Below are 25,412 nucleotides of genomic sequence, written 5' to 3' on the forward strand. Positions count from 1 at the left end.
GTGCGACCGCCCGGCGGTCCCGCGTTTTGGGCCGCCGGGCCCGGCTCAGGTCGTAACGTCGAGGCCATGGACGAGCACAGCATGTCTTCCTGGTGGAACGAGGGCCTGTCGGGCGAGGACCGCGACGAGTGGTGCACCGCGCTGGACACCGGCGTCATCGGGGAGGACCTGCTGATCACGCTCACCGACGCGCAGCGGTCCTGGCTCGTCGACGTCGACGAGACCAGCGCGTCCATGGGACCCGAGTTGCAGGCGTTCGTCGCCGAGGAGTGCTCCAAGCGGCTCAGGTGAGCGGCGGTACTGCCTCCCCGGCTGCCACCGGGCGGGGCGGGGTGCCGTCGCCGAACGGGCGGCCGCCCAGTTCCTCGCGCCCGTGCGGGGTGAGCCAGCCGGACAGGTCCGGCCCGGCGGGCACGACCCCGGTCGGGTTGATGTCGCGGTGCACCTCGTAGTAGTGCGACTTGATGTGCCCGAAGTCGACAGTGTCGCCGAAGCCCGGCGTGGCGAACAGATCGCGGGCGTACGCCCACAGCACCGGCATCTCGGCCAGCTTCTGCCGGTTGCACTTGAAGTGCCCGTGGTACACCGCGTCGAAGCGCACCAGCGTCGTGAACAGCCGCACGTCGGCCTCGGTGATCGTGTCGCCGACCAGGTAGCGCTGCGTGGCCAGCCGCGCCGACAGGGCGTCCAGCCGCGCGAACAGCCGCCGGTACGCGGTCTCGTACGCCCGCTGTGACCCGGCGAAGCCGCACTGGTAGACGCCGTTGTTAACGTCCCGGAACACCAGGGCGTTCAGCTCGTCGATCTCACCGCGCAGCGCGGCCGGATACAGTTCGGGCGCGCCGGGCCGGTGGTGGGCGGTCCACTCCAGGGACAGGTCGATCGTCATCGGGGCGTAGTCGTTGGTGACGACCTGGCCCGTGGTGACGTCGACGATCGCGGGCACGGTGATGCCGCGCTCGTAGCCGGGGAACCGCGCGAAGAAGGCCTCCTGCAGCCGCTCGATGCCCAGCACCGGGTCCCGGCCGCCCGGATCCAGGTCGAACGTCCAGCTGCGCGCGTCGTGGGTCGGCCCGGCGACCGCCATCGGCAGCGCCTGCTCCAGCCCGAGCAGGCGGCGTACGATCACCGCCCGGCTCGCCCAGGGGCAGGCCCGGCTGACCACGAGCCGGTAGCGGCCGAACTCCACGGGGTAGCCGTCGCGGCCGTCGGCGGTGATCCGGGTGGCGATGTAGCGCTGGTCGCGGGTGAACTCGCCGCCGGGGTTGACGTAACGGCCCTGGTCGTCGGCGGCGGAGGTGTCCTTCGCGGTGTCGGTCATGCCGACCATAATGCCCGGCGGGCGCGCCGACCATGGGTCCATACTGGACCGACGCTGCGCTCTGGCGCGAATTCCCGACAGAAGGATTGATCGTCGGGTCGCCGGGACGGAGCCTTCCCACGGGGCGAGCGGCACGGCGGGCGGACCGGAGGAGGAGCGTCGATGGGCAGCGGGCCGAGCCGCCGGATCGTGGTCGCCGCGGCGGGCTACGGCAAGACGACGCTGCTGCGCGGCCTGTGTCCACCCGTACGGGCGCGCTGGTGGCAGGGCGGGGCCGACCCGTGCGGTTTCGTGCGGCAGGCCGGGTCGGACGAGGTTCGCTGTCTCGTGCTCGACGACCTGCCGCGGCTGTCCGCGGCACAGGTGCGCGAGCTGCTGATCGCGGTCGAGGAGCTGCCCGACGACGCCGAGGTGGTGCTCGCGTCGCGCTGGCCCGTGCCGTGGCGGCACGCGGGACGTCCGGGCCGCTGGACCGAGCTCGGACCGGCGGACCTGGCCTGCACCGTCGACGAGGTCGCCGGGCTGCTGGCCGAGGAGAGCGGCCTGGCCGATCCCGACCTGGCCGCCGCACTGCACACGGCCACCCGCGGCTGGCCCGCGCTGGTCCACTTCGCGGTCGAGGCGGTCCGGCTGGGCGGTCCGGCGGCGGGGGAGCCCGCGGCGCTGGCCGTCGGCGCGCTGGCTGCCTACCTGCGCACCGAGGTGCTGGCGGGGCTACCCGAAGCCGCGGTGCGCCTGCTGGCCGATGTCGGTGACCGGAAACCGGTGACGCCTGGCCTGTGTACGGCGCTGGGCCACCCGGACGCCGACGGGCTGATGGACCTGCTCCGCCGGACCGGCCTGCTGGTCCGCGGGCCGGCGGTGCCCGGCCTGCCGAACGACGAGCACGTCGTGCCGGTGGTGGCCCGCGTGGCGGCGGACCCCGCGATGCCGTCGGCGAGGGCCTGGGGCGTGGCGGTGGGGCATGAGGTGCCGTCATCGGGTGTCCGGGACGAGGCGACCGGGTCCGGCGGATCCGCCCCGGATCCGGCACCGGTGGCGGATCGGAGCAAGGCGCAAGGCGGGCAGACCGCAGCCGCGTGGTACGACCGGCACGGTCCGCCGGGCGCGGCGGCACGGGAGCACCGGCGCGCCGGTGACCAGGCCGGTGCCGCGCGGGTCCTGCGGGAACACGGTGACCGGATCATCGCGGCCGGGCAGGCCGACCTCGTCAGGGAGCTGGTGGCGGCCCTGCCGCAGGCTGAGCGCGACGACCGGCTGGCCCTGCTGCACGCCGACGCGCTGCGCACCGCGGGCGACCTGGAGGCGGCCGCCCGCGCCTACGGCGAACTCGGCGCGGACGGTCCGGAACTGGCCGCAGGGCTGGCCTGGCGGGCCGGGCGGGTCGCCTACCAGCGCGGCGACGGCCTAGGCGCGCTCGACGTGTTCAGCCGTGGCGCGGCCGTGGGCGACACGGCCGACACGGCGTTGCTGGCCGCCTGGACCGCCCATGCGCACCTGCTCGCCGGGGACACCGACAGCGCGCTGTCGGCGGCGCGGGCGGCCGTGGGCCGGGCGCTGCGGGCCGGGGACGACGCCGCGCTGGCCACCGCGTATCTGAGCGTGGCGCTGTCGCTGGGCGTCGCGGGTGATGCCGCGGGCAGCGAGGAGCACTTCGCGCTCGCGCTGCCGATCGCGCACCGCACCGGCGACGTGCTGCTGCTGACCCGCATCCACACCAACCGCACCTTCCAGGATCTGCAGGCGGCGCGCTACCCGGCGGCGCTGGAGTCGGCGCGGCTGTGCGCGGCGTACGCCCAGGCGGCCGGGTCGCCGAGCCTGCAGGCGATCGCGACCTGCAACGAGGCCGACGCGCTGGCGATGCTGGGCCGCTACGAGGAGTCGGTGCGCCGGTACCGGGCGGCGATCGGCCACTATCAGCGCTTCGGGTCGCGCCGGTTCGCGGGGGCGGTGCTGGGGCTGGCGGAGCTGTTCCGGCGGCGTGGCTGGCGCGAGCAGGCGCGGGCGGCGTACGAGCAGGTGGTGCAGGTCGCCTCGGGCACCGGCAACGCCCACGTGCTGGTCCCGGCGCTGGCGGGGCTGGCCCTGGTGCTGCTCGGCGACGACGTGAAGACCGCCGCGGGCCACGCCGACGCCGCCGCCGACCGGGCCGGTCCGGAGATCTCCGGCCCGGCCCTGCAGGCGCAGGGCTGGATCGCGCTGAGCCAGGGTGAGGCGCGCCGCGCCGCGGACCTGTCGACCGAGGCCGCGCGGGTGGCGCGCGGGCAGGGCGACCGGGCGGGGCTGGCCGACGCGCTGGAGTTGCGGGCCGCCGCCGAGGACGACCAGGCGCGTGCTGCCGGGGCGCTGCGGGAGGCGCTGGCGATCTGGACCGAGGCCGGGGCCGAGGTCGAGGCGGCGCGGATCGCGGTGCTGATGAGCCGGATGCCGGGCGCGGGCCCCGACGAGCGCGCCGCCGGGCTGCTCGGCGAGCAGCGGCTGGCGGCGGCCGACGCGCTGGCCGACCGTATCGGCGGCGGGGCGGGTCCGTCGGCGGACCGCTCGCCGGTGCTGGTGCGGGCGCTGGGCCGGTTCGAGGTGGAGCTGGCCGGGCAGGTGGTCCCGGCGTCGTCGTGGCAGTCGCGTAAGGCCCGTGACCTGCTGCGCATCCTGGTCGGGCGGCGGGGCAGGCCGGTGCCGCGCGGAGAGCTGAGCGAGTTGCTGTGGCCTGACGGCGACGGGCAGCGTACGGGGCACCGGCTGTCCGTGCTGCTCAACATCGTGCGCGGGGTGCTCGACCCGGCCCGCGCGCATCCGGCCGACCATCACCTGACCGCCGACCAGGGCAGCATCGCGCTGAACACGGCCACGACCGGGGTGGACGTGGAGGACTTCCTGGACCAGGTCGCGCGGGGCCGCCGGCTGGTCGAGCAGGAGGCGCTGGCGCAGGCGCGGCTGATCCTGCTCGCCGCCGACCAGCTCTACCGGGCCGACGCGTTCGAGGACGAGCCGTACGCCGAGTGGGCCGGTCCGCTGCGCGAGGAGGCCCGTGCGGCGTACCTGGCGATGCTGCGGATGCTGGCGCACACGAGCCGGGCGGCGGGCCAGCCGGGCGCGGCGGTCGGTTACCTGCTGCGGCTGCTGGAGCGGGACCCGTACGACGAGCGGGCACACCGGTCGCTGGTGCGCACGCTCGTCGCGGGCGGGCAGCACGGTGAGGCCCGGCGGGCCTTCGAGCGTTACACCGCGGCGATGCGGACGATCGGGGTGCGCCCACCGGACCGGGACCTGCTCGTCCCGGTCCGGCCGCCCGCTCGCTGAACCCGAGGTCAGTGGAACGTCCCGATGCGCGCGCCGTAGGTCGTCAGCGACGGATCCTCGGCGGCGGCCATCCCGCTCGCGACCAGGGAAGGGGTGCGCAGGCCCGGCAGGGCACCGACGCTGTCGGCCCGTGCCGTGCCCTCCCCGAACGGCCGGAGCTGGAAGCCGGCGAGGTGGCTGCCCGCGCCGCTGACGGTCGCGCCGACGCCGAACGTCCAGCCGAGGTCCATCGGCAGGAGTGTGGCGAGCTTCGGCCAGGCCGGACCGGTGACGGGGATGCCAACCGCCCGGTAAAGGTTGATCAGCGCTCCGGGCGGCTCCGACACGGTGTGGCAGATGGCGTAGGCGGTGAGCGCACCGCCGATGCCGCTGCCCGAGGCGTGCACACTGACCCGTGCCAGGGCGCTGTCGGGTGCCAGTTCGTCCAGTCGCCAGTTGTCGACGCGGCGGTCCATCGCGAACCCGAAGCCCAGCATGACCGTCGGATCCGGGCACGCAGCCTCGATCGCACCGCCCTGGGTGGTGGTGTTGCCGACACGGGTCGGGGCCACCAGCGTCCGGGCGCAGACGACCTGCGCGACGACGGAGAACGCGACCGCGCTGTCGCTGCGCGGGCGGGCCGACACGGTCGCCGAGCGCAGGTCGGCGGCGGGTTCCAGGCGGGTCAGCAGCACCCCGCCGGTGCTGCCGTTGACCCAGCCGCCGACGGCGAACACCCAGCTGTCCTTGGGGCAGGACACGACGACGGTCTTCGGGGCGGTGTCGGTGCCACTGATCTGCTGTTCCAGGGTCACCAGCGGGTCGGGGACGGCCGCGGCCGGTGCGGCCGGGGCGAGCACGGCGCCGAGGACGGCGACCGCGACGATCACGCGGGTGGTGGGTGCTGCCTTCACCGCTTGCTCCTCTCGTGGCGGTCCTCGGTGGACGGCCGTCTCCCATCATCGGGACGGGTATCACGGTGGCGTCATGGTCGCCGGAAGCCCGACACCTGACGGGCCCCGGACCGGCCGGACGGGGGCAGCGGGCGGCTCAGGCCCGGACGGGTCCCGGGCGGGGATCCCGTTCCGCCGACGTGGTGGCGTCGTAGATCGCGTAGCCGCCCGCGTTGGCGCGTTTGGCCTCGTACATCGCATGATCGGCGTGCGTGACGAGCTCCACCGGGTCGCTGTGGCCGGGGGTGCTCAGCGCGATCCCGATGCTGGCTCCGACCCGGAGCCGCTGGTGCGCGACGTGCATCGGCTTGCCCAGCGCGGTGGCGATGCGCCCGGCGACGGCGGCGGCGTCGCCCGGCCCGTCGACCCGGTGCAGCATCACCGCGAACTCGTCCCCGCCGAACCGCGACGCCAGGTCGACGGCGCGCAACTGGGCGGCGATCCGGTCGGCGGTGACGGTCAGTAGCTGGTCACCGGCCGCGTGGCCGAGGGTGTCGTTGATGTCCTTGAACCGGTCCAGGTCCAGGAACAGCACCGCGACCGTGGCGCCCTCGGCGTCGGCCGTGGCCAGTCGCTGGGTCAGCTGCTCCATGAACAGCCTGCGGCTGGCCAGCCCGGTGAGCGCGTCGTGGTGGGCCTGCTGCATGCGCACCACCGTGTTGGCGTCGGTGAGCGCGAGGCTGACGTTCTGCGCGAAAGCCCGCAGGGTCTGCACGTCCGACGGGCCGTACACCCGGCCCTCGTCGCAGGATGCGACGACCAGCGCGCCGGTGACCACGCCGCTGTCGTGCACCGGGGCGCCCATCGAGGCGTGCACCCGGCCGTTGCCGAACCGGCTGACCACCTCGGTCGCGGCGATGCCGCCCTGGCGTACCACGATGTCGCCGACGGTCATGGCCTGGCTCGCGGTCGCGGCATCGGTCAGGTCGGCGGTCAGCGCGCTGCCGGGCAGGATGCCGCCCGCGTCGGCGGCCGAGGCCAGCCGGGCCCGCCCGGTGTCGTCCTCGTCGCGCAGCCACAGCAGGCTGATCTCGTCGCCGAGCAGGTCACGGGCGGCCAGGGTGATGGTGTCCAGGATCTGCTGCAGGTCCTCGCGGCGGGCGATGGCGCGCTGGATGGTGAACAGCTGTTCCAGCAGCCGCTGGCGCTCCTGCAGCGACTCGCGCATGGACTGCTCGGCGGCCAGCGTGCGCAGCATGGTCAGGGTCAGCTCCAGCAGCCGGGCCATGCCGCGGATCAGGTTCTGCTCCTCGATCGCGAACGGCTCACCCCACCGGGCCAGCACCAGGTGTCCCGGTTTGCTGCCCGCCCAGGCCGCGCTCGCCACCGGGCAGCGCCCGACGCCCGGCACGTCCAGGGTGTCGCGTTCGTGCAGGCTCACCGCCACGATGTCGTCGTCGGGCACCGCGCCCAGCGGGAAACCGATCGACGCGGCCACCTTGCCGTCGAGCACCACGGCGGCGACCTCGGCCTCCAGGGCCTGCGCCGAGCGTTCGACCGCGTGCTGGACCGCCGAGGACTCGTCGGTCGACGACGACACCACAGCCATCAGCTCGACGAGCTGCTGGATGTGCAGCGACTCGGCCGAACCCGGCATGTCAGCTCAGCGCCAGCACGGCGAGCGTCTGGTTGTGGAACCCGTCGATGCCGTGGGTACGGGCGATCTCCCCGTAGGTGTAGAAGCCGGCGTAGGGCCGCGAGCCCGCCCAGCGGTCCAGGTGCTGGCCCTCGCGCTGGATGCCGTCGTCGCCGAGCACCGCGCGGATCGCGGCGCAGCTGAAGGTGAGCATGCCCAGCGGCGGGTGGCCGTCCAGTCCGGACAGGGCGTCGCGGCACGCGTCGTCGGTGGCTTCGAGGATGGACTCCTCGTCGCCGGTCATGACCCAGGTCAGCCCCCCCGGGTCGATGGCGCCGCCGCCGCCGATCGACTTGCCGGCCAGGTCGACCTCGGTGGACAGGTTGCGGGCCTCGACGCCGCTGCGCCGCTGTACGCCCAGCGGCCGGGGCAGCGCGAACGCGGTGAACGCCGCCGGGTCGGTGTAGGCCTCCGGTGGTGCGTCGAGCCGTTCGAGGTAGACGTCGAGGGCGGGGCGGTCGTCGAGGGTGTAGACCCGCCCGTCGAGGCTGCGGGTGACGATCATCGGCTGCCCGACGGTGCGCCAGCCGTGCTTGACCGCCACGGACAGGGGTGCTTCGGAGGCCAGCGCGACGCCGATCACCGCGTCGGTCAGCACCTGGCCGTCCTTGAACAGGTAGGCCCCGCTCATCCGCCAGCCGTCGGCCGCCGCGCCGCCGAACAGCGGCACGGCTGCGCCCAGGGCCCGGTAGCAGCCGCGCACGATGCTCTCCTGGTCGCGGACCAGGCCGTCGGTGAGCAGCATCAGCACCTTGTGCGGCAGGTCGACGCGGTCCACGCAGGCGGCGACCTCGAAGCCCGCGTCGCCCTGGCGGCCGGTCACGTCCCTGGCGACGGTGGTCTGCACCTGGAAGCCCGCGCCGCCGATGGCGGCCACGGTGATGGTGCCGTCGGCCGGGCCGCCGGGCCCGATCTCGCCGTGGGTGGTGCAGCCGACCACGGGCACGCCGGGCGCGGCCTCGGCCAGCCCGGCGAGCACCGCCTGCGGGTCGTGGGTGATCGCGGCGAAGACGATCAGCAGCTTGGGGTCCGGTCCGGTCAGCGCGAAGCGGGCGGCCTGTGCCGCTGCGGGCCGGGAGTCGGCCGCGTGACTGCGTCCGACACCCATCCAGCGCCTGCCCGGCTCCTGTTCACTGGAGACGTCCACCGCACCTCCCTCGAAACGCGCGTTTTCTTCAGATTCACGCTACTACGCGCTCCTGCGGAACGAGACTGCTGATACGGCTGATGCTGCTGTGAGTGTGCAGTTCAGCGCCGGTGTGCCCGGAAGAACTCCCACATCAGCGCGGTGGCGTCGACCCCGGCGTCCGGGTCGGCCAGCGCACCCGACCGCGCTCCGGGCCAGCTGTGGCCCATCTGCGGCAGCCGGTAGGCGACCTGCTCACTGCCGTCGGCGCAGGCCGCCGTCGTGCGGGTGCCGCCCCGGGGCAGTTTCGCGGCCGGTTTCGGCGTACACGACAGGCGCTCCTGCCAGGCCGTCAGCCCCGACTCGAACGCCGTGGCATACCGGTCCTTGCCGCCGACGAAGGTGATCACCGATACCGGCTGGGTGGGCCTGAAGTCGGCCTGGCTCGCCTTTCCTCCGCTGAAGCCGCCGCTGACCGGTGCGATCGCGGCGAACACGCCGGGCATCTCGACGGCGAGCCGGTAGGCCATGTCGCCGCCGTTGGAGATGCCGGTGGCGAAGATCGCCTTCGGGTCGGCGTGCCAGCGCTCGACCATCCGGGCGACCAGCGTCTTGATCAGGCCTACGTCGTCCTCGGAGCCGCAGCACGACAGCGCGTTCAGGCCGCCGGCGAAGCCCTCGGGATACAGCACCAGGAAGCCCTCGCGGTCGGCCTTGGCGCTCATGCCGCTGGTGGCGGCGATGCCGTCGGCGTCGCCGGGGAAGTAGTGCATGGTGACGACGAGCGGCATGGGCTTGGCCGGATCGTAGGACGGCGGCGCGTGCACCACGAACGATCGGTTACCGCCGTTCCAGGCGATGGTCAGGCGGTGGTCGCCGGGTGCGGGGGTCTCCACGGGGTCGGGCGACGCCGACGGCGCGCCGGTGGGCGCGGCCGGAACGGCGGGGTTCGCGTCGCAGCCGGCCACGGTGGCGGCGAGCAGGGCGACGACGGCGATGGCGTGGCGTAGCTCAGGCATGGCGCGGAGCCTAGCGGAATCGTCCAAGCACGACGGTCCCGTGACCGCCGGGCTGTGTTCCGCGGGGTGGCTCGCCCCGCGGAACACGCCAGGTCAGTACAGGCGTCCGGGCCGCGGCGCGGGCTCGGGCCGCCATTCCGAAGGACCGGTGCCGGGCGTACGCGTCAGCCGCAGCCACAGGAACGGCTGCAACTCCCCGCCCGGGGTGTAGTGGTGTTCGCGTTCGGCCTGCACGACCTGGAAGCCGGGGAACTGCACGGCCAGGCTCTCCTGGTGGAAGCGGGCGACCGGCAGCCCGGCGCAGGTCTCCGGGCCGGCCTCGGAGAACACGCCGATGACGACCTGGCCGCCGGGCGCGACGGCGGCGTCCAGCACCCGGCGGTAGCGGTCGCGGTCGGCCGGGTCGGTGAGGAAGTGGAACACGGCACGGTCGTGCCACACGTCGTAGTGCCGCAGCGGCGCCCAGGTGAGCAGGTCGCGGTTCATCCAGTGCGCGGCTCCGGCGCGCGCGCCGACCCGGCGGCGCGCGACCTCCAGCGCCGCGGGGGCGATGTCCAGGACGGTCACGTCGGTGTAACCGCGGTCGAGCAGCCCGTCGACGAGGGTGGAGGCGCCGGCTCCGACGTCGATGACGGAGCGGCCGGGGCCGGCTGACTCGACGAGCCGCACCGACATGGCGGACTCGGCCTGGTACCAGCTGACCTGGTGCGGGGCGGTGCGATCGTAGACGGACTGCCAGTGCTCGGCAGGACCGGAGGGGCGTGACACCCGATCAGATTGCCATCGCCGCGAGATGAGACGATCACGGACCACCGGCCGATCATGTAAACCGATGTGTTATGAGCCCACGTACCCAGGGTCGTTACATCAGCCGGGCGAGCGTCGCCACCGCGGCGGCCAGCTCGTCCGGGGACCGCGCCGCGTAGCCGAGCACCAGACCGGGCGGCCCTGGCGTGCCCAGCCGCAGGTCGGACAGGGCCACCGGGCCGAGCCCTGCGGCGTGGGCGCGGTCGGCCAGCGCGCGGTCGTCGACCCCGTCGGGCAGCTCGACCACCAGGTGCAGGCCTGCGGCGATACCGGACACGCGGACCTGGGGCAGGTGCCGCCGCAGCGCCTCGACCAGCGCGTCGCGCCGGGCGCGCTGGACCCGCCGGGCGCGGCGCAGGTGCCGGTCGAAGCCGCCGCCGGCGAGGAACTCGGCGAAGGCGAGCTGCTCCAGGGCCGAGCCGCCCATGTCGGCGTCGCACTTGGCCTGGCGTACGGCGGCCAGCCAGGCCGGTGGCGGGACCAGCCAGCCCCGGCGCAGGCCCGGCGCGAGCGCCTTACTGGCCGAGCCGACCAGCGCGACCAGGTCCGGGACCAGCCCCTGCAGGCAGCCGACCGGCTCACGGTCGTACCGGAACTCGGCGTCGTAGTCGTCCTCGATGATCAGCCCGCCGGTGCGGCGTGCCCAGTCGATCAGCGCGGCCCGGCGCTCCGGGGCCAGCACCACGCCGACCGGGAACTGGTGCGCGGGCGTCACGAACACCGCCCGGACCCCGCCCAGCGCCGACACCACCAGCCCGCGGTCGTCGACCGGCACCGGCCGCAGCCGCAGCCCGTGCGCGCGCAGGTGGTCGCGGATGCCCGCGCTGCCCGGATCCTCCACGCCGACCTCGACCATGCCCCGTGCCGCCAGCACCCGGCCCAGCAGGCTCAGCGCCTGCGCCGCGCCGGTCGTGACCACCAGCCCGTCCGGGTCCACCCGGGCCGCGCGGACCCGCCCGAGGTAGCCCGCGAGCTCGGCCCGCAGCCGTGGCACGCCCGCCGGGTCGGTGTAGTCCAGGTCGGTGTCCAGGGCCGTGGCCAGCGTCTTCTCGTATGCCCGCCGCCATGCCGCCCGCGGGAACATGCCCAGATCCGGCACGCCCGGACGCAGGGGAGCCACACCGGGCGGCACCGGTCCGGGCACTCCGAGGCCGCCGCCGCAGGACTCGGCCACGGCCGCGGCGACGACGGTGCCGGAACCGCGACGGCTCAGCAGCCGCCCCTCGGCCACCAGCTGCTCGTACGCCGTCACGACCAGCCCCCGGGACAGGCCGAGGTCGGCGGCCAGGTCCCGGCTGGACGGCAGCCGGGTGCCCGGTGGGATGCGCCGCTGGGTGATCGCGTCCCGCAGCGCCCCGGTCAGGCGCTCACCGACGCCGGGGCGGGTGCGGTCCAGGTCGAGCAGCGCTTCGCGTACCGGCAAGTGGTCCTCGATTTCGTGTGCCAGGTGGCCCTGTCTGGGATACCAATGACGACCATAACGTCAGGACGTGAACCGTGACAGCCTCACCGGAGCGGCCCTGTGCACCTTCGGCATGATCATCCTCGGTGGCTCGTTCAGCCTGAGCCGCCTCCTGCTCGACTACCCGATGCTCACCGGCCAGGCCATGCGATACGCGCTGGCCGCCGCCCTGCTGGCCGCACTGCTGCGGCTGTTCCCGCGACTGCGCGGGGCGGCCACCCGGCCCAGCGGCCGCGACCTGCTGGTGCTGGCCGGGGTCGCCGTGTTCGGCCTCGCGCTGTTCAACACGCTGCTGCTGATCGCCCTCGAGCACGCCGACGCGGCCGTCGTCGGCACCGTCGTCGGGGCCGCACCGCTCGGCCTGGCCCTCACCGGCCCGCTGCTGCGCCGCGAACGCCCCGCCGCCCGCCTGGTCGTCGCCGCGCTGATCGTCGTCGGCGGCACCGCGCTGGTCCACGGCACCGGCGCCGCCGACACCGTCGGCACCCTGGCCGCCCTCGGCACACTCGTCTGCGAGGTGCTGTTCTCGCTGCTGGCCGCGATGGTGCTGCCCCGGCTCGGGGCGGTGCGGGTGTCGGCGTACAGCTGCGCGCTCGCGGTGCCGATGCTGGCCGTCGCGGCTTTGATCGCCGGAGAGGCCGGTGCGCTGCGCCCGCCGTCCACGACCGAGACGCTGACCCTGCTCTACCTGGCCGTGATGATGACCGTCGTCGCGTTCCTGGCCTGGTTCACCGGGCTGGGCAGACTCGGCGTGGAACGGGCCGGGATGTTCACCGGCGTGGTGCCCGCGGCCACGCTGGTCGCCGCGTCGCTCCAGGACCACACGCTGCCCGGTCTCAGCCAGGTGCTCGGCGTGCTCGTGGTCGCGTCGGGCCTCGTCCTCGGCGCGGCCGGCGCTTCGACCCCTCCCCGACCGGCCCGTGATCGACGGGTCGACCCCGGTGAGCGGCAGGCCGTGCGCGCAGTCAGCGGGAGCGGGCACGTACCGGCTTAATGAAAGATTGACTGTATATACAGATGGTCTTTATATTGAACGCATGTCGATCCGTGAACCCACGTTCTTCATCCTGACCGCGCTGGCGAAGGAGCCACTGCACGGTTACGGCATCATCCGGACCGTCGGCGAGCTCTCCGAAGGCCGGGTCAAGCTGCAGGCGGGCACGCTTTACGCCGCGCTGGACCGGCTGGTCGGCGAGGGCAGCGTGTCCCTCGACCGCGAAGAGGCCGTCGACGGCCGGCTGCGCCGGTACTACCGGCTCAGCGACGGCGGCAGAGCGCTGCTCACCGCCGAGGTGGAGTTGCTTCGCAAGAACGCGTCCGTGGCGGCGGCGCGGCTGCGCCCCAGCCCGGCACTGTAGGGAGTGGACGATGACACAACTGGAAGTCGCGTACCGCAGGTTGCTGCTCTGCTATCCCCGGAGCTTTCGCCGTGAACGCGGGCTGGAGGTGGTCACGACGCTGATGGACGCCGCCGAACCGGGGCGGACCAAGCCGACCAGGACAGAGGCCTTCAACCTGATCCTCAGCGGGCTCAGGTGGCGGTTCAGGCTCCCCGGCGGCCCGTGGTACCAGACCGCTGCCGTGGTGGTTGCCCTGTTCGTCGGTCTCGCCGCCTCGGCGGCCGCGAGCGAGGCGGTCTGGCGGGCGTCACCGACGACGCCCGCAGACTCGGTCGTGGAGGCGATCGGCAGGTCCGTCACCACGTCGACACCGGTCCAGGGTCCGTACCCGTCGGCGAACTATGTCGGATGCGACCGGGCAGACACCAACGAGTCCTGCGAGTCACTCGTCCCGGCGGGCGCCGACCCCGTACTCACTCATACCTGGCTGGCGTACCGGGTGCCCGGCGCGGAGGTCAACGCCTGGGTCGACGGGGTCAGGGAGCGGTTCACGGCCGACGGCTGGCAGCTCGGGCGCACCGTCTACAGCATGTCCGACCAGGCCGTCGACACGTACCCTGAGCAGACGATCTTCTGGGCGGCCAAGGGTGACCTCGTGGTCCGCGTCAGCGGGGACCCGACCGAGAAGTACGCGAGTTCGGGGAACCCGAACGTCGTCATCGCCGTGCACGGGCAGGCACCTGCGCTGGTGACGCCCGCGGCCGTGGTGGGCCTGCTCATCGGGATCGGGGCGGGCTGGATGTTCGCCGGATGGGCGCTCCGCGCGTTCCAGCGGCACACCGCCGCAGGCAGGATCGCGATGCTGGTGGCAGGCGCCCCGGGGTTGGTCATAGCCGCGCTGGCGGAGGTGGCGGCGCTGGTCCTGGCGTACTACTTCGCGACGGCACTCGGCTGGTCGCACCAGGACTCCCGCATTCCCTACCTGGTGCTCTCCTTCGTCGGGGTGGTGACCGCCGCGGGCGGTATCAGCCTGCTGCTCTGCGGGGCGATCGCCGCTGCGGCACCGCGGGTGCCGACCTCCGCCACCGCATCGGAGGACGAGGTGACGGCTTAGCGCGTCGGCCACAACGGGGGGTCGCGGCGGGCGAGCAGTCGGCCTGCCGCGACCTGGTCTACGGCAGCTGGACCGGGTCGCCGCAGAGGACGGTCTGCGGGCTGCCGGGCGGGTAGAGCCCGTCGGCAGCGGGCGGGTCGGCCTCGGTCGCCTCGGTGAACCCGATGCAGAAGACCACCTTCTCGCCGGCCAGCGAGATCGGCGTGCGCTGGGCGGACACCGGGTGATCGGGCTCGACCCGCAGCGGCACCCGGAAACTGTCCGACCTGCTCGCACCGGGTTCGAGTACGGAGCCGTGCATCCGTACGGTGGGTTCCTGCACGCCGCCGCAGTCGCTGGTGTCGGGGGTCTGGCAGGCGTGGATGATGCGCCGGGACAGTTCGATCACCCCGTCGTCGCGGACGCTGACCTCCACCGGCCCCTGTGACCAGCCCGGCCGTTGCGGATCGGTCCACCCGCCGTCGTAGACCACCACCTGCGTGTCGGACCGGTTGGCCAGGGTGTACTCGACCGTGACCTCCGTGCCCGCGACGGCGGTCCGCACGTCCAGGTCCAGGTCCGGGTCGCCCGAGCAGGCGGCCAGCGACGCCGTGGCGAGGAGCAGACCGGCGATCCGGCGCACGGTGTTCACCAGCCGTCTCCGGAGTAGGTGCGGTAGGTGTCGCGTTCGCGCATGCCCATCTCCCGGCGGAGTCCGTTCTCGGTGTACTGGATCGGATGGTCGGGGTCGAGCTGGTCGGGCGTCGAGGAGTCGCCGTCGTGGTCGAAGGGGAGGCCGGCGGCCTGCCGCTCGCCCTTCTTGATGCCGTCGTCAGGCCCGCCGGTGATCTGCTCCTCCTGGAAGGTGTCGTTCCAGTAGTCGTAGACGTGCCCGAGCTCGTGGTAGAGCACGACCGACGGCCGCCCGCGCTCGGCGTCGAAGGTGAAGGCCGGGTTGTACTGGATGACGGAGTCGGAGTTGGCGAGTTTGTGTCCCTTGCTGGCGTAGCCGTTCTCGTCGTCGAGTTCCTTGATGGTCAGCGTGTTCTCGCCGAACAGGAAGTTCGGGTCGCGCTTGGCCTCCAGGTTGTCCAGCATCTGCTGCCCGGTGGGGGAGGCGCGGTACATGTCGAGGTCGGCCAGCACCCGTTCCCTGAACTCGTCGGAGCCTTCGATCCTGATGAACTGCGCCTTGTCGCTGATCTCGACCTTGACGTCGGAGGCCACGCCGTCGACGGTGTCCTCGTCCTGCCGGTAGGCGGTGTCGCGCCCGCCGCCCGCGAGGATCTGGTCCCTGCCGTGGCCGCCGTAGTAGACGTCGTCGCCGGTGCCCCCGGCCAGTCTGTCGTCGCCGTGGCCGCCGGACAGCACGTCCCTGCCAGCGCCGCCGTACAGGGTGTCGTTGCCCTTCGCGCCTTCGAGGTAGTCGTCGTCCTCGCCGCCGGACAGCTGGTCGTCGCCGCCCAGGCCGTACACGGTGTCCTGGCCCGCGCCGCCCGCCAGCACGTCGTTGCCGTCCTGGCCGTCGAGGTAGTCGATGCCGGAGCCGCCGGAGACGTAGTCGTCACTGCGGCCGCCGTAGAGGTCGTCGGTGCCGCGCCCGCCGAAGATCTGCTCCGCGCCGTCCCCGCCGCGGATGGTGTCGTCGCCCGCGCCGCCGAGCAGCGTCACGCGGATGTCGGAGCCCTTCGGGACCTCGATGGTGTCGTTGCCTTCGCCGCCGCGGATGGTGACCGGGGTGCCCGGCGGGTAGTGGTAGTCCGCGCCGTTGACGGTGACGACGACGTCGCCGGTCTTCGGGTCGATCCTGACCTTGACGTCGTCGTCTCCGGTGCCGGTGTTCACGACCGCCCGGCCGTCGACCATGATCACCGAAACGCCGCCGGTCGCCTCGGCGGGCAGCGTGAACGGGTCGGTGCTGCCGGTGGCGATCGCGCCCCACTCGGCGGCGACGGCGTTCCAGCCCGAGCGGTCGAAGCCGCTGAGACTTCCGGCGAGCGCCTGCTCCAGCTCCTTGCGCAGCGTCGCGGCCTCGGCGATGGCGTCGCTGATCAGCTTCTGCTCGTCCGCGCTGCGCGGGTGGAACGTGCCGCCGACGTCACGGAAGCGCACCTTGGCGTACGCGGCGTCGAGCAGTCCCTGGTAGCGCTGCAGCAGGTCCGCGACGCCCTCCAGGTGAGCGGCGAGCTTGCCCGCGTTGTCCTGCAGCGCGTCGACGCTGGAGATCAGCTTGGTCCGGTGGCTCACGTAGCTGTCGCGGGCCGGGCCCGCCCACTGGGAGCCGACCAGCTTCTTGGCGTCCGCGTCGAGGTCGTCGCCCAGGGAGGTGGCGGACTTGCCGAACCGCCGCCACGCCGACGCGGCGCTGGTGATCCGCCCCGGGTTCGCGTGCAGCTGCCAGGTGGACTCGGCCGCCGTGATCGGCGGGAAGTGCTCCTGGTCCTCCGGTGGCATTCCCATCGGCGAGCTCCCGTGGTCAGATCGGAATGTTGCGGTGCTTGCGCCGCAGTCTGCGCTCGGCGTCGGCGTCTGCCTGCTGGTAGGCGAAGGCGACCCGGAGCAGGCTCTCGTTGTCGACCTCCAGCACCGTGACCAGCCGCTCCGTGGCGGTGCCCGCACTGCCCTCCACGCCGTGGTAGGCCTCGGTCTGGGCACCCGCGTTCGCGACGTTGCCGAAGTCGGCCGTGGACAGCACCGTGTCGGCCCTGGCGGTGCGCAGCGCCGCAGCGAGATCCAGTGAACCGTCCAGACAGGACTGCGCGACCCGCGCCAGCTCGACCGGATCGGCCCGTACCTCCCCACTCATGCACGCACCCTACAACGCCGCCGTACGGTGCTCCACCCGCCTTGTCGCGGCGGCGGGACGGGTAATTGGCGCGACAATTGTCCTACCGCGCCTAGAGAATCCCGAGGTGACGCTCACCGCCCTGCTCAGCCGTGCCCGCCCGCCGTCGCCGCTGGCCGGCCGCCTCTCCACGCAGTCGCTGCTGTTCGCGCTCGGCCAGGGCACGTTCATGACCGGGTCGGCGGTGTTCTTCACGCAGATCGTCGGGCTGTCGGCCGCCCAGGTCGGCCTCGGTCTGACGTTGGCGGGCATCGCGGCGTTCGTGGCCGCCGTGCCGATGGGCAAGCTGGTGGACCGCTACGGGCCGAAACGGATGTGGGCGGCCAGCGCCGCCGGGCAGGCGGCGATGTTCGCCGTGTGGCCGTTCATCACCGACTTCCGGGGCTACGTCGTCATGGCCGTCGGCATGGAGGTGATCGGCGCGCTCGGCGGCGCCGCGTACGGGGCGTACACGATCGACGTGCTGCCACCCGACGAGCGGGTGAAGTCCCGCGCCTACATGTATTCCGCGCTCAACCTGGGCTTCACCCTCGGCTCGGTGATGGGCGGCATCGCACTCGCGTTCCACTCCAACGACGTGCTGCACGCCCTGCCCTGGTTCACCGCCGTGGTGTTCCTGGTCAACGCGACGGCGGTGACGCGGCTGCCCCGGGCCTCGCACGACGAGCGCAGCCCCGAGGACCGCAGGCTGCGTATCCCGGGGCCGGGTCCGCTGCGCAACCCCGGCTGGCTGCTGACCAACTTCTTCACCGGCGTGTTCTGGACCAACCAGGTGCTGCTCAACGTCGTCATCCCGCTCTGGCTGGTGGAGCAGACCGACGCGCCGCGCGTCGTACTGGCGTTCCTGTTCGCCACCAACACGGTGATGTGCATCTTCCTGCCGATGGTCACCTCGCGTGGCGTACGGGACGTGCCGACCGCGCTCAAGGCGGTGCGGCTGTCGTCGACCTTCTTCGTGCTGTCCTGCCTGATCACGCTCGCGACACACGACACCGTCGGCTGGGTGACGATCTTCCTGGTGTGGCTGGGCCATGTCACGGTGACCGGTGCCGAGCTCTACCTCTCGGCGGCGAGCTGGTCGTTCGAGGCCGAGCTGATGGACCCGCGTCAGCGCGGCGCCTATCAGGGCGCGGCCGAGCTGAGCGGCACCCTGGGCAAGGTCTGGGCGCCGGCGCTGTACACCTTCCTGGCACTGAACTGGGGCGCGGGCGGCTGGCTCGTGATCGCGGGAATCGTCCTGGTGGCGACGCTCGGCATCCATCCCTCGACGCGGCTCGCCCGGCGTTTCCTGGAGCGGCACGTCCCCGCCGACGTGCTGGCCGACGCCCGCGCCTCCGGCGGTGACGAGGACGAGCAGGCCACCGTCCCGCCGCCCCGCGAGGCCGCTGTGACGATGCCGGAGTCGACCGGAAGCCGCTAGGCGCAACTGCGGGTGTGACCTTGTCGGGACCCGGCGGCAAGCCTCCCACCTGCTCAAACGGTACCCTTGGCGAGATGCGTGCCCCCGGAGACCTCTCGTCGACCCCCCGTTCCAGTGCCCCTGCGGACAGCGGCGCACGGCGTCGCGTGGGCGGCCGGGCGGCACGTTTCGTGGCCGGAGTGGTGCTTTTGGGCTCTGTGCTGTCCGCCTGCTCAGCCGTCCCGGCCAGCGCGGAACCGGACAAGCCGACACACACCCCGTCCGCGCGGGCGGATTCCGGCTCCGGGACCACCGGCGATGCCGGCGCCGCTCCGCCGTGGCTGGGAAAGCGGGTGCTGCCCGTCGGGCCGCAGGGTTTCGCCGCGGCCCAGGCGACCCCGCCCGAGCTGCGCCACCGGTCGATCGTCACCGTCGACGACCTGGCACCGCCCGCCGACGGCCGTTTCCACGCCACGGTCCAGGCGGTGCCCGCCGCCGTACTGGCCAGATCAAGCTGGACCCGGAACTGCCCGATCGCCGCGGCGGACCTTCGTTACGTCACGGTGGTCTTCCGCGGCTTCGACGGGCGTGCCCACACCGGTGAGCTGCTGGTCAACGCGCGCGTGGCCGACGACCTGGTCACCGTGTTCAAGCGGCTGTTCACGGCCGGCTTCCCGATCGAGCGGATGCGGATCACCAGCGCCGCCGGCCTGAAGGCCCCGCCGACCGGCGACCATAACACCACCGAGGTGTACGCCTGCCGCCCGGTACGCGGTCACCAGGGCTGGTCGCAGCACGCCTACGGGCTCGCCATCGACCTCAACCCGTTCCAGAACCCGTACCAGAAGGGCAAGGTCGTCCTGCCGGAGCTCGCCACCTCCTACCTCGACCGGGCCGACGCCCGGCCCGGAATGGCGCAGCCCCGGGAGGAGGCCGTCCGGGCCTTCGCGGCTATCGGCTGGCAGTGGGGCGGCGACTACCGGTCCCTGAAGGACTACATGCACTTCTCCGCCACGGGCGGCTGAGCCCGGCGGCTCAGCCGGGCACCGGGGCCGGTGGCGCGTCGACGGCGAGCATCCGCTGTCCGCCGAACGTGAGGATTGGCAGGACTGTCAGTGGGTAAAAGGGCGGCGTACTTGACCATGAGCAAGGAGGCCGTCGTGGCGCTGATGAACCCCACGCCGTGGGATCCGTGGAACTATCACGAGACGCTGGACTACAAACCCGTCGTCGAGGGCGGGGAGAGGGACCTGACCGGGTTCCGGGTGGAGGCCACGGACGGCTCGATCGGCAAGATCGACGAGCAGGCCGGGGAGGCGGGCTCGCGGATCCTCGTGGTCGACACCGGCCCGTGGATCTTCGGCAGCAAGGTGGTGCTGCCCGCCGGCGTCATCAAGGGCATCGACCTCGACGACGAGCGCGTCTACATCGAATGCACCAAGGATCAGGTCAAGGACGCGCCCGAGTACGAGGCCGACCGTCACCAGGACGGGGCGTACCTCGACTCGCTGGGCTCCTACTACGGGCAGTTCCGGCAGCTCTGAACCGAACGGCCGCGGGCGGCAGGCTGCGGCCTGACCGCCCGCGGCGCTGTTCACGCCGACCGTGGCCGGTCACGGGTTCGGGTAGAACTCCTCGATCTTCGCGCAGTCGTTGGTGTAGTTCCACGAGGTCTGCGCGCTGTTCGACTTCGCCATGAGCACGCCCTGCGTTCCGGCCGGGGTCTCGTGCGACAGGAAGTAGCTGACGTTCTGAGCCGCGGCGGCGCCGTCGGTCCCGGCGCCTCCCTCGGACACCTCCATGGTCACCGTGCCGTTGAAGGTCTCCACGGTCCCGGCGCGCACCACCCGGGGCTCGACCGCGCGCGGACGCCGCCAGCCGAGCGGATAGGTGCCGACGCCGTACGCCCTGGGGTCGGAGTTGACGAACAGCCGGACCGGATCGAGGCTGAAATCGGCCGCGCCGGTGCTGGTGTTGGTGACGGTGCTGATGCGGAACACGACGTAGGCGTGTCCGGGCTTGGCGGCCTGGGTCGCGCCGTCCGGCCGTTTGAATCCGTTGCAGGCGCCGAGCTGCTCGTAGTTGATCGTCGCGGCCACGATCGGGCCATCGCAGGTCGCGGCGGCGACAAGCGGCGTCAGCAGCATCGTCAGCGCCGCCGAGATCCATCGGTGCAATGGGATACGCGTCATGGCGAAAGGGTGTTCCCCGCCGGCGTGCGACGCCATTCATTGTCCGCTACCCGGCAGGTGGCAGCAGCAGGTTCACCCGGCCGCGAACCGAGCCGCCCGGCGGGTGGCCACCGGTCATGTTCTACGGCCGTGGGATCGTTTCCTTCATAGGCGGTCCACGGCAAATGTTCCCGCGTCAGGATTGCGGAACTCGTCAACGGGGTATCCGCCAAGGACCCCGGCGGTCCTCGCCGGGGCTTCATCGGCCGTGGCAGGGTAGGGGAATGCGAGAAGAGATCAAGACGATGCGGCTTCCGCACATCCCGGTGCCCGAGTCGCGGGCGGAGCAGGTCTTCGTCGGCGCGGAGGTCGCCGAGCCGGTCGTCGACGGCGAGGGTGACGGTCCGCCGTGGGCCGACCTGCTCGACGGCTCCGACGAGATGATCTTCATGGTGGACCGGGCGGGCATCGTCCGGGTCGCCAACGCCGCCGCCGTGCAGATCCTCGGCGTCGCCGTCGGCCAGACCATGACCGCGCCGCCGCTGGCCACCGTGCTGCAGGGACCTCCGGGCTCGTTCGATCTCGACCTCGACGAACGCCGCCTGCGCGGGCGCGCGGTGCCGACCGGCGAATGGACCTCGTGGTACGTGCGCGACGTCACCGACCAGGTCATGCGCGTCGACGCGCTGCTCGCCGAGCGGTGGCGCTCGGCGTTCCTGTCCGAGGCCAGCCGCCGGCTCGGCTCCTGCCTCAACCCCGTCCGCGCGGCCCGGACCACCGCCGTGCTGGCCGTGCCAGCGCTGGCCGACTGCGCCGTGGTGGTGCTCGACGGGGAGCGGGAACTGCCGTGGTTCCGCGTCGACGTCAGTCCCGAGGACCGCACCGAGTCCACCGGCGCGCTGTCGCGCTGGACGGTACGGCCCGACAGCGCCCTGGACCAGGCTATGTCCGGCCTCAGTGTGCTCGACGACCCCCGGCTCGGCGACGACATCGGGGCGCTGCTGGCACCCGGCTTCGGTGCGGTCGGTTCGGCGATGGTCGTCCCGCTGCCCGGCCACACCAGCCCCGCCGGGGCGCTGATCCTGGCCCGGCACGCGGGCCGCGCCCCGTTCGAGACCGTCGAGACGCACCTGGTGCGCCAGTTCGCCGCCCGGGCGGGCGCGGCGATCAGCGCGGCCACCCTGTACGCGGCGCAGGCCGACGCCGCAGAGGCCGTGCAGCGCAGCGTCGAACCGCCCGAACTGCCGGCGGTGCCTGGTGTCACGCTCGGGGCCGCGTACCGCCCCGCGTGGGAGCGCCTGCGCGTCGGCGGCGACTTCTACGACGTACGCCCGGCCACCGACGGCAGCGGCCGCTGGCTGTTCGTGCTCGGCGACGTGTGCGGAAAGGGCATCGAGGCGGCGGTGCAGTCCGGCAACACCCGGCAGAGCCTGCGCGCCCTATGGCTGACCGAGTCCAGCCCGCTGCGGCTGCTCGGCCTGCTCAACCAGGCGACGCTGACCGGCGACGAGCCGGCCATGGCGACTCTCGTCATCGGCACGTTCGCCACCGGCGCGGCCGCCGAGGTCGAGGTCACGCTCGCGACCGGCGGACACGCCCCGCCGCTGCTCATGGCCGCCGACGGCCAGGTGACCGAGGTCGACCTGGCGGGCACCGCGATCGGCCTGATCCTCGACGCCCCCTTCGGCGAGACCCACCTCACGCTCCTGCCCGGTGAGACGCTGGTCCTGTTCACCGACGGCATCACCGAGGCGCGCGGCCGTAGCGCCGACCACCCCCTGTTCGGCCCGGACCGGCTGGCCGCCGAGATCCGGGCGTACCGTGGGGCGCCCGCGGCCGTCATCGCCGAACGGGTCGCGCAGCAGGTCACCGACTGGGCCGGCGACCGGCTCCAGGACGACATCGCGGTGCTGGTCATACAAGCCCTGCTGCCACCGGAAGGCGGCGCCAGGTGACGGCGGTGTCCACGGCGGATCGGGCCCGCTACCTGGAACTGGTCGGCGACGGTGCGCAGGCGGCCGCGGTCGACTTCGCGCTCGCCCTCACCGAGCGCGGCGTGCCGCCCCGTGACGTGGTGCTCGACCTGGTCGCGCCCACCCAGGCGCGGATCGGCGAGCTGTGGGCGCGCAACGAGTGGAGCGTCGCCCAGGAGCACGTCGCGACCCACGTCAGCGAGCAGGTCGTCGCCGCGCTCGCCGCCCGTCACCGCCCGCAGCACTCCGGGCGCGGCGTGCTCGTGGTCGCGTGCGTCGACGGCGAATGGCATGCGCTGCCCGCCCGCATGTTCGCCGAGGTCACCCGCTGGGACGGCTGGGACGTGCGCTTCCTGGGCGCGAGCGTGCCCGGCCCGCACCTGATCTCCTACCTGCATCGCCACGGGCCCGACGTAGTGGCGGTCAGCTGCTCGGTGCCGACCCGGCTCGCCGCCGCCCACCGCGTCATCGAAGCGGCGCAGGGCGCCGGTATCCCGGTGCTCGCGGGCGGGCGCGGGTTCGGCCCGGCAGCACGCTGGGGGCTGCGGCTGGGCGCCGACCGGGTGGCCGCCAGCGCGGGAGAGGCGGTCGAGGTGCTGCGGACGTGGCTGCTGCCCGCCGTCGGGCAGTACGACCCGCTGCGGGAGTCGTTCGTCAGCGACGACGAGCACGTCCTGATCGCCAAGCGGAACACGCAGCTCGTCGCGGCCGCGATGGACGATCTGGCGCAGCGGTTCCCGGCCCTGGCCGGTTACAGCGCGCACCAGCGGGAGGCCACCGAGTACGACCTCGGCCAGATCGTCGAGTTCCTGTGCGCGGCGCTGTTCGTCGACGACACCGAGCTGTTCACGACATTTCTGCAGTGGCTGCGCGTCGTGCTGGGCACCCGTGGGGTCCCGCCGTCGTCCGTGGATCTCGTGCTGGACCTGTACGCCCAGCAGCTCTATGACTTTCCCCGGGCCCGCGCCCAGCTGGCGGCGGGCCGCCGGTCGTGAGCGGCCTGACTCCTGCGCAGGCTGCTCACAGCTGATCGGGGTGGGCGCGCAGCCGCACCCAGACCTGCTTGCCGCCGGGCGTCGGGCGGGCTCCCCAGGCGTCGGCGAACTCGTCGATGATCCACAGTCCGCGGCCGCCGTCCGGACCGCCGTGCGGGCGCTGCCGTGGCAGGGTCGCCGAACCGTCCGAGGCGGTCAAGGTGACGTCACCGCCCCGCGCCTCGACGGTCAGGCCGCGGCACCCGCCACCGTGGCGCACGCAGTTGCTGATCAGCTCGCTCACCACGACACTGACCTGGCCCAGCCAGTCCGGGTCGGTCAGGCCCCAGGTGATCAGCAACCGGCTCACCTCGGCGCGAGCCGCACCGGGCGCCGCCGGCCCGGTCGGCAGGGCGACGGTCGCGGTGCGCTCACCCACTCCGTAGCCCGGTCCCATGTACGGATCATTGCTCAGTTATGGCGGTCACCAAACCAGGGCACCGGCGCGGCCGCGCCCAAGCTGTGTTTGAGCTGTGTGAATCCGGTACGCGAACCAGCCGGGGGCCTGTTGCGGCGCCGCTTCGGCGGGTGAGTTAATAGCGGTGATGAGTGACACCGAGGAACGTTTCGCGATGCGGCGGCAGGTCGAGGACGACCGGATCGTCGTACACGTGCGCGGCGAGATCGACATGATGGTCGCCGACGACCTGCACGCCGAGCTGCTCGACGCGGTCAAGCAGTCGCCCCGCACCGACGTCGACTTCACCGAGCTGACGTTCCTGGACTCGACCGGCATCCGGACCTTCATCGACGCCCGCTCCACGGCGCAGGCGCTCGGCCACCACCTGTATGTCGTCAACGCCACCGGGATGGTGCTGAGGGTGCTGGAGGTCACGGGCGTGATGTCCCTGCTCACCGTGCCCGAACAGCCCGATCCCGGCAGTCGCTGACCCACGGCTCAGGCCCGGATCGCCGGGCAGGGGCGCATGGTCGCCCAGACGCGCTTTCCCGCAGGCAGCCGGGTGGTGTCGAAGGCCCGCGCGAACGCCGCGACGATCGCCAGGCCGTACGCCCCGGGCCGTTGCCGCGGCTCGGCGGGCGAACTGTCGGTGACGTGCACGGTGACCGAGGCGTCGTCGGCGCTCAGCGCCACCCCTCGGCATCCGCCACCGTGACAGACGGCATTGTTGACCAGTTCGGTGGTCACCGCACAGATCTCGTACACCCACCCGGGGTCGGTGAAACCCCACTGCCTGACCGCCGCGCTGATCGCGTCGCGGGCGGCCCTGACGCCCTGTCCGCCCGCCGGAACACTGAATTGCAAGTTCGCTGACGACACCAGCCTCACCTCCGCTCTCACGGTCATCGTGCCCGGACGATCATCGGCGGAAACGCGCATCGATCGGCTGACGTGTCGTGGGATTCGGTCCGCGGTGGCCCGCGCCCCGGCGAAAAGCCCGAATCGCCCGTTGATGCCGGACGGCGTGGTGTCTCGTCTCCCTGGCACCGGTCTGGTTACGCTCTGCGCTCATCCGTCAGGGAGACCCAGGCCGGAACGTGTTCGGCCACGGGTTCGGCCCTGTTGTGCGAAGGGAAGGTGCCGTCCAGTTGAGCGCTGAGGGGGAGACGATGACCGCGGTGGCCGGCAGCGCAGACCTGGCCGATATCGCCCGGCTGCTGCGGCAGCGCCACGACGACACGGCCGAGCGGCTGCGCAGTCTGCGGGAGCAGACCGTCACGGTGCTGGCCGGTGAGACCGGCAGCGGCGACGCCGCCGACGCGGGGACTCTGGTCGTGGAGAGTGCCGAGCAGGCCATGCTGACTGCGGCCCTGTCCGAGCAGCTGGAGAAGCTGCAGACCGCGCTGTCGCGGCTGGAGGCGGGAACGTTCGGGGTGTGCGCCAGGTGCGGGCAGCAGGTGCCGGTGATCCGCCTGGAGGTGATGCCGTGGGCGACGCACTGCGTGCCGTGCCAGAGCGCGCTGGAGAAGCGCCGCTGACGCGGCGATCGGCTGA

At 72.9% G+C, this 25,412-nt stretch carries 25 protein-coding genes; 12 read left to right on the top strand and 13 right to left on the bottom strand.

The annotated features are described in order from the left end of the window. Window positions 1–66: 66 nt before the first annotated feature. Complete coding sequence (locus HAV40_RS09955) at window positions 67–291, top strand: hypothetical protein (RefSeq protein WP_166380572.1); 225 nt, start codon at window positions 67–69, stop codon at window positions 289–291. On the opposite strand, the gene HAV40_RS09960 is transcribed toward HAV40_RS09955, so the two are convergent. Then, a complete protein-coding gene (locus HAV40_RS09960) occupies window positions 284–1,321 on the bottom strand; it encodes a glutathione S-transferase family protein (protein ID WP_166380573.1) in 1,038 nt (345 codons plus the stop codon). The genes HAV40_RS09955 and HAV40_RS09960 overlap by 8 nt on opposite strands. Window positions 1,322–1,483: 162 nt before the next feature. On the opposite strand from HAV40_RS09960, the gene HAV40_RS09965 reads away from it, so the two are divergent. Next, entirely contained in the window at window positions 1,484–4,621 is a 3,138-nt protein-coding gene (locus tag HAV40_RS09965) for a BTAD domain-containing putative transcriptional regulator (RefSeq protein WP_166380574.1), read from the top strand. An 8-nt stretch (window positions 4,622–4,629) separates the two neighbouring features. Here the strand turns inward: HAV40_RS09965 and HAV40_RS09970 are convergent, their stop codons facing one another. The 6 genes from HAV40_RS09970 to pdxR form a co-directional block, all read right to left on the bottom strand. Then, complete coding sequence (locus tag HAV40_RS09970; protein WP_166380575.1) at window positions 4,630–5,514, bottom strand: hypothetical protein; 885 nt, start codon at window positions 5,512–5,514, stop codon at window positions 4,630–4,632. A gap of 136 nt (window positions 5,515–5,650) precedes the next feature. Then, window positions 5,651–7,150 carry a sensor domain-containing diguanylate cyclase gene (locus HAV40_RS09975; RefSeq protein WP_166380576.1) on the bottom strand — a complete coding sequence of 500 codons (1,500 nt, stop codon included), beginning with the start codon at window positions 7,148–7,150 and terminating at the stop codon, window positions 5,651–5,653. 1 nt (window position 7,151) lies between these two features. Next, on the bottom strand, window positions 7,152–8,336 hold the full coding sequence (locus tag HAV40_RS09980; RefSeq protein ID WP_166380577.1) for an FIST signal transduction protein: 1,185 nt from the start codon (window positions 8,334–8,336) through the stop codon (window positions 7,152–7,154). Window positions 8,337–8,437: 101 nt separating this feature from the next. Beyond that, the gene (locus tag HAV40_RS09985) at window positions 8,438–9,334 is read right to left on the bottom strand and encodes an extracellular catalytic domain type 1 short-chain-length polyhydroxyalkanoate depolymerase (RefSeq protein WP_166380578.1); all 897 of its coding nucleotides are present in this window, start codon (window positions 9,332–9,334) and stop codon (window positions 8,438–8,440) included. A 93-nt stretch (window positions 9,335–9,427) separates the two neighbouring features. Further along, entirely contained in the window at window positions 9,428–10,102 is a 675-nt protein-coding gene (locus tag HAV40_RS09990) for a class I SAM-dependent methyltransferase (RefSeq protein WP_203670858.1), read from the bottom strand. 94 nt (window positions 10,103–10,196) lie between these two features. After that, complete coding sequence (pdxR, locus tag HAV40_RS09995; RefSeq protein WP_166380579.1) at window positions 10,197–11,564, bottom strand: MocR-like pyridoxine biosynthesis transcription factor PdxR; 1,368 nt, start codon at window positions 11,562–11,564, stop codon at window positions 10,197–10,199. 67 nt (window positions 11,565–11,631) lie between these two features. On the opposite strand from pdxR, the gene HAV40_RS10000 reads away from it, so the two are divergent. The 3 genes from HAV40_RS10000 to HAV40_RS10010 are packed head-to-tail and all read left to right on the top strand — an operon-like array spanning window position 11,632 to window position 14,057. Beyond that, entirely contained in the window at window positions 11,632–12,597 is a 966-nt protein-coding gene (locus tag HAV40_RS10000; protein ID WP_166380580.1) for a DMT family transporter, read from the top strand. A 43-nt stretch (window positions 12,598–12,640) separates the two neighbouring features. After that, entirely contained in the window at window positions 12,641–12,961 is a 321-nt protein-coding gene (locus HAV40_RS10005) for a PadR family transcriptional regulator (protein WP_166380581.1), read from the top strand. Window positions 12,962–12,971: 10 nt separating this feature from the next. After that, complete coding sequence (locus HAV40_RS10010; protein WP_166380582.1) at window positions 12,972–14,057, top strand: hypothetical protein; 1,086 nt, start codon at window positions 12,972–12,974, stop codon at window positions 14,055–14,057. A 58-nt stretch (window positions 14,058–14,115) separates the two neighbouring features. On the opposite strand, the gene HAV40_RS10015 is transcribed toward HAV40_RS10010, so the two are convergent. The 3 genes from HAV40_RS10015 to HAV40_RS10025 are packed head-to-tail and all read right to left on the bottom strand — an operon-like array spanning window position 14,116 to window position 16,842. Further along, window positions 14,116–14,688, bottom strand: a complete 573-nt coding sequence (locus tag HAV40_RS10015) for a hypothetical protein (RefSeq protein ID WP_166380583.1) — start codon at window positions 14,686–14,688, stop codon at window positions 14,116–14,118. Continuing rightward, on the bottom strand, window positions 14,685–16,496 hold the full coding sequence (locus tag HAV40_RS10020) for a M91 family zinc metallopeptidase (protein ID WP_203670857.1): 1,812 nt from the start codon (window positions 16,494–16,496) through the stop codon (window positions 14,685–14,687). The genes HAV40_RS10015 and HAV40_RS10020 overlap by 4 nt, the downstream gene beginning before the upstream one ends. A gap of 16 nt (window positions 16,497–16,512) precedes the next feature. Then, window positions 16,513–16,842: a hypothetical protein gene (locus tag HAV40_RS10025; RefSeq protein ID WP_166380584.1), complete on the bottom strand. Its 330-nt coding sequence runs from the start codon at window positions 16,840–16,842 to the stop codon at window positions 16,513–16,515. A 106-nt stretch (window positions 16,843–16,948) separates the two neighbouring features. On the opposite strand from HAV40_RS10025, the gene HAV40_RS10030 reads away from it, so the two are divergent. From HAV40_RS10030 to HAV40_RS10040, 3 genes are all read left to right on the top strand, one after another. Beyond that, window positions 16,949–18,301 (top strand): MFS transporter, encoded by a 1,353-nt coding sequence (locus HAV40_RS10030; RefSeq protein WP_166380585.1) that lies wholly within the window; start codon window positions 16,949–16,951, stop codon window positions 18,299–18,301. Window positions 18,302–18,633: 332 nt separating this feature from the next. Next, window positions 18,634–19,305: a M15 family metallopeptidase gene (locus HAV40_RS10035; RefSeq protein ID WP_239085666.1), complete on the top strand. Its 672-nt coding sequence runs from the start codon at window positions 18,634–18,636 to the stop codon at window positions 19,303–19,305. Window positions 19,306–19,422: 117 nt separating this feature from the next. Further along, the gene (locus tag HAV40_RS10040; RefSeq protein ID WP_239085733.1) at window positions 19,423–19,824 is read left to right on the top strand and encodes a PRC-barrel domain containing protein; all 402 of its coding nucleotides are present in this window, start codon (window positions 19,423–19,425) and stop codon (window positions 19,822–19,824) included. A gap of 69 nt (window positions 19,825–19,893) precedes the next feature. Here HAV40_RS10040 and HAV40_RS10045 read toward each other — a convergent pair whose 3' ends face one another. Continuing rightward, window positions 19,894–20,472: a hypothetical protein gene (locus HAV40_RS10045; RefSeq protein WP_166380587.1), complete on the bottom strand. Its 579-nt coding sequence runs from the start codon at window positions 20,470–20,472 to the stop codon at window positions 19,894–19,896. Window positions 20,473–20,735: 263 nt separating this feature from the next. Here HAV40_RS10045 and HAV40_RS10050 point away from each other — a divergent pair, with 263 nt between their 5' ends. Together HAV40_RS10050 and HAV40_RS10055 are read left to right on the top strand one after the other, a co-directional pair. Beyond that, on the top strand, window positions 20,736–22,406 hold the full coding sequence (locus HAV40_RS10050) for a SpoIIE family protein phosphatase (RefSeq protein WP_166380588.1): 1,671 nt from the start codon (window positions 20,736–20,738) through the stop codon (window positions 22,404–22,406). Window positions 22,407–22,411: 5 nt separating this feature from the next. After that, complete coding sequence (locus HAV40_RS10055; protein WP_239085665.1) at window positions 22,412–23,419, top strand: cobalamin B12-binding domain-containing protein; 1,008 nt, start codon at window positions 22,412–22,414, stop codon at window positions 23,417–23,419. A 25-nt stretch (window positions 23,420–23,444) separates the two neighbouring features. On the opposite strand, the gene HAV40_RS10060 is transcribed toward HAV40_RS10055, so the two are convergent. Then, on the bottom strand, window positions 23,445–23,855 hold the full coding sequence (locus tag HAV40_RS10060) for an ATP-binding protein (RefSeq protein ID WP_166380590.1): 411 nt from the start codon (window positions 23,853–23,855) through the stop codon (window positions 23,445–23,447). Between the two features lie 148 nt (window positions 23,856–24,003). Here HAV40_RS10060 and HAV40_RS10065 point away from each other — a divergent pair, with 148 nt between their 5' ends. Further along, window positions 24,004–24,348, top strand: coding sequence for an STAS domain-containing protein (locus tag HAV40_RS10065; protein WP_166380591.1), 345 nt, complete (start codon window positions 24,004–24,006; stop codon window positions 24,346–24,348). Window positions 24,349–24,356: 8 nt separating this feature from the next. Here HAV40_RS10065 and HAV40_RS10070 read toward each other — a convergent pair whose 3' ends face one another. Beyond that, on the bottom strand, window positions 24,357–24,737 hold the full coding sequence (locus HAV40_RS10070) for an ATP-binding protein (RefSeq protein WP_166380592.1): 381 nt from the start codon (window positions 24,735–24,737) through the stop codon (window positions 24,357–24,359). Between the two features lie 269 nt (window positions 24,738–25,006). Here HAV40_RS10070 and HAV40_RS10075 point away from each other — a divergent pair, with 269 nt between their 5' ends. Beyond that, window positions 25,007–25,396: a TraR/DksA family transcriptional regulator gene (locus HAV40_RS10075; RefSeq protein WP_166380593.1), complete on the top strand. Its 390-nt coding sequence runs from the start codon at window positions 25,007–25,009 to the stop codon at window positions 25,394–25,396. Window positions 25,397–25,412 lie beyond the last annotated feature (16 nt).

Origin of the sequence: Catellatospora methionotrophica, assembly GCF_011297335.1 — a bacterium.
Classification (GTDB): Bacteria; Actinomycetota; Actinomycetes; order Mycobacteriales; family Micromonosporaceae; genus Catellatospora; species Catellatospora methionotrophica.

Excerpts from the sequence above, each read along its gene's own strand:
- HAV40_RS09955 (WP_166380572.1), top strand. The coding sequence starts at position 67 with ATGGACGAGCACAGCATGTCTTCCTGGTGGAACGAGGGCCTGTCGGGC.
- HAV40_RS09960 (WP_166380573.1), bottom strand. The coding sequence starts at position 1,321 with ATGACCGACACCGCGAAGGACACCTCCGCCGCCGACGACCAGGGCCGT.
- HAV40_RS09965 (WP_166380574.1), top strand. The coding sequence starts at position 1,484 with ATGGGCAGCGGGCCGAGCCGCCGGATCGTGGTCGCCGCGGCGGGCTAC.
- HAV40_RS09975 (WP_166380576.1), bottom strand. The coding sequence starts at position 7,150 with ATGCCGGGTTCGGCCGAGTCGCTGCACATCCAGCAGCTCGTCGAGCTG.
- HAV40_RS09985 (WP_166380578.1), bottom strand. The coding sequence starts at position 9,334 with ATGCCTGAGCTACGCCACGCCATCGCCGTCGTCGCCCTGCTCGCCGCC.
- HAV40_RS10005 (WP_166380581.1), top strand. The coding sequence starts at position 12,641 with ATGTCGATCCGTGAACCCACGTTCTTCATCCTGACCGCGCTGGCGAAG.
- HAV40_RS10010 (WP_166380582.1), top strand. The coding sequence starts at position 12,972 with ATGACACAACTGGAAGTCGCGTACCGCAGGTTGCTGCTCTGCTATCCC.
- HAV40_RS10020 (WP_203670857.1), bottom strand. The coding sequence starts at position 16,496 with ATGGGAATGCCACCGGAGGACCAGGAGCACTTCCCGCCGATCACGGCG.
- HAV40_RS10025 (WP_166380584.1), bottom strand. The coding sequence starts at position 16,842 with ATGAGTGGGGAGGTACGGGCCGATCCGGTCGAGCTGGCGCGGGTCGCG.
- HAV40_RS10040 (WP_239085733.1), top strand. The coding sequence starts at position 19,423 with ATGAGCAAGGAGGCCGTCGTGGCGCTGATGAACCCCACGCCGTGGGAT.
- HAV40_RS10045 (WP_166380587.1), bottom strand. The coding sequence starts at position 20,472 with ATGACGCGTATCCCATTGCACCGATGGATCTCGGCGGCGCTGACGATG.
- HAV40_RS10050 (WP_166380588.1), top strand. The coding sequence starts at position 20,736 with ATGCGAGAAGAGATCAAGACGATGCGGCTTCCGCACATCCCGGTGCCC.
- HAV40_RS10060 (WP_166380590.1), bottom strand. The coding sequence starts at position 23,855 with ATGGGACCGGGCTACGGAGTGGGTGAGCGCACCGCGACCGTCGCCCTG.
- HAV40_RS10065 (WP_166380591.1), top strand. The coding sequence starts at position 24,004 with ATGAGTGACACCGAGGAACGTTTCGCGATGCGGCGGCAGGTCGAGGAC.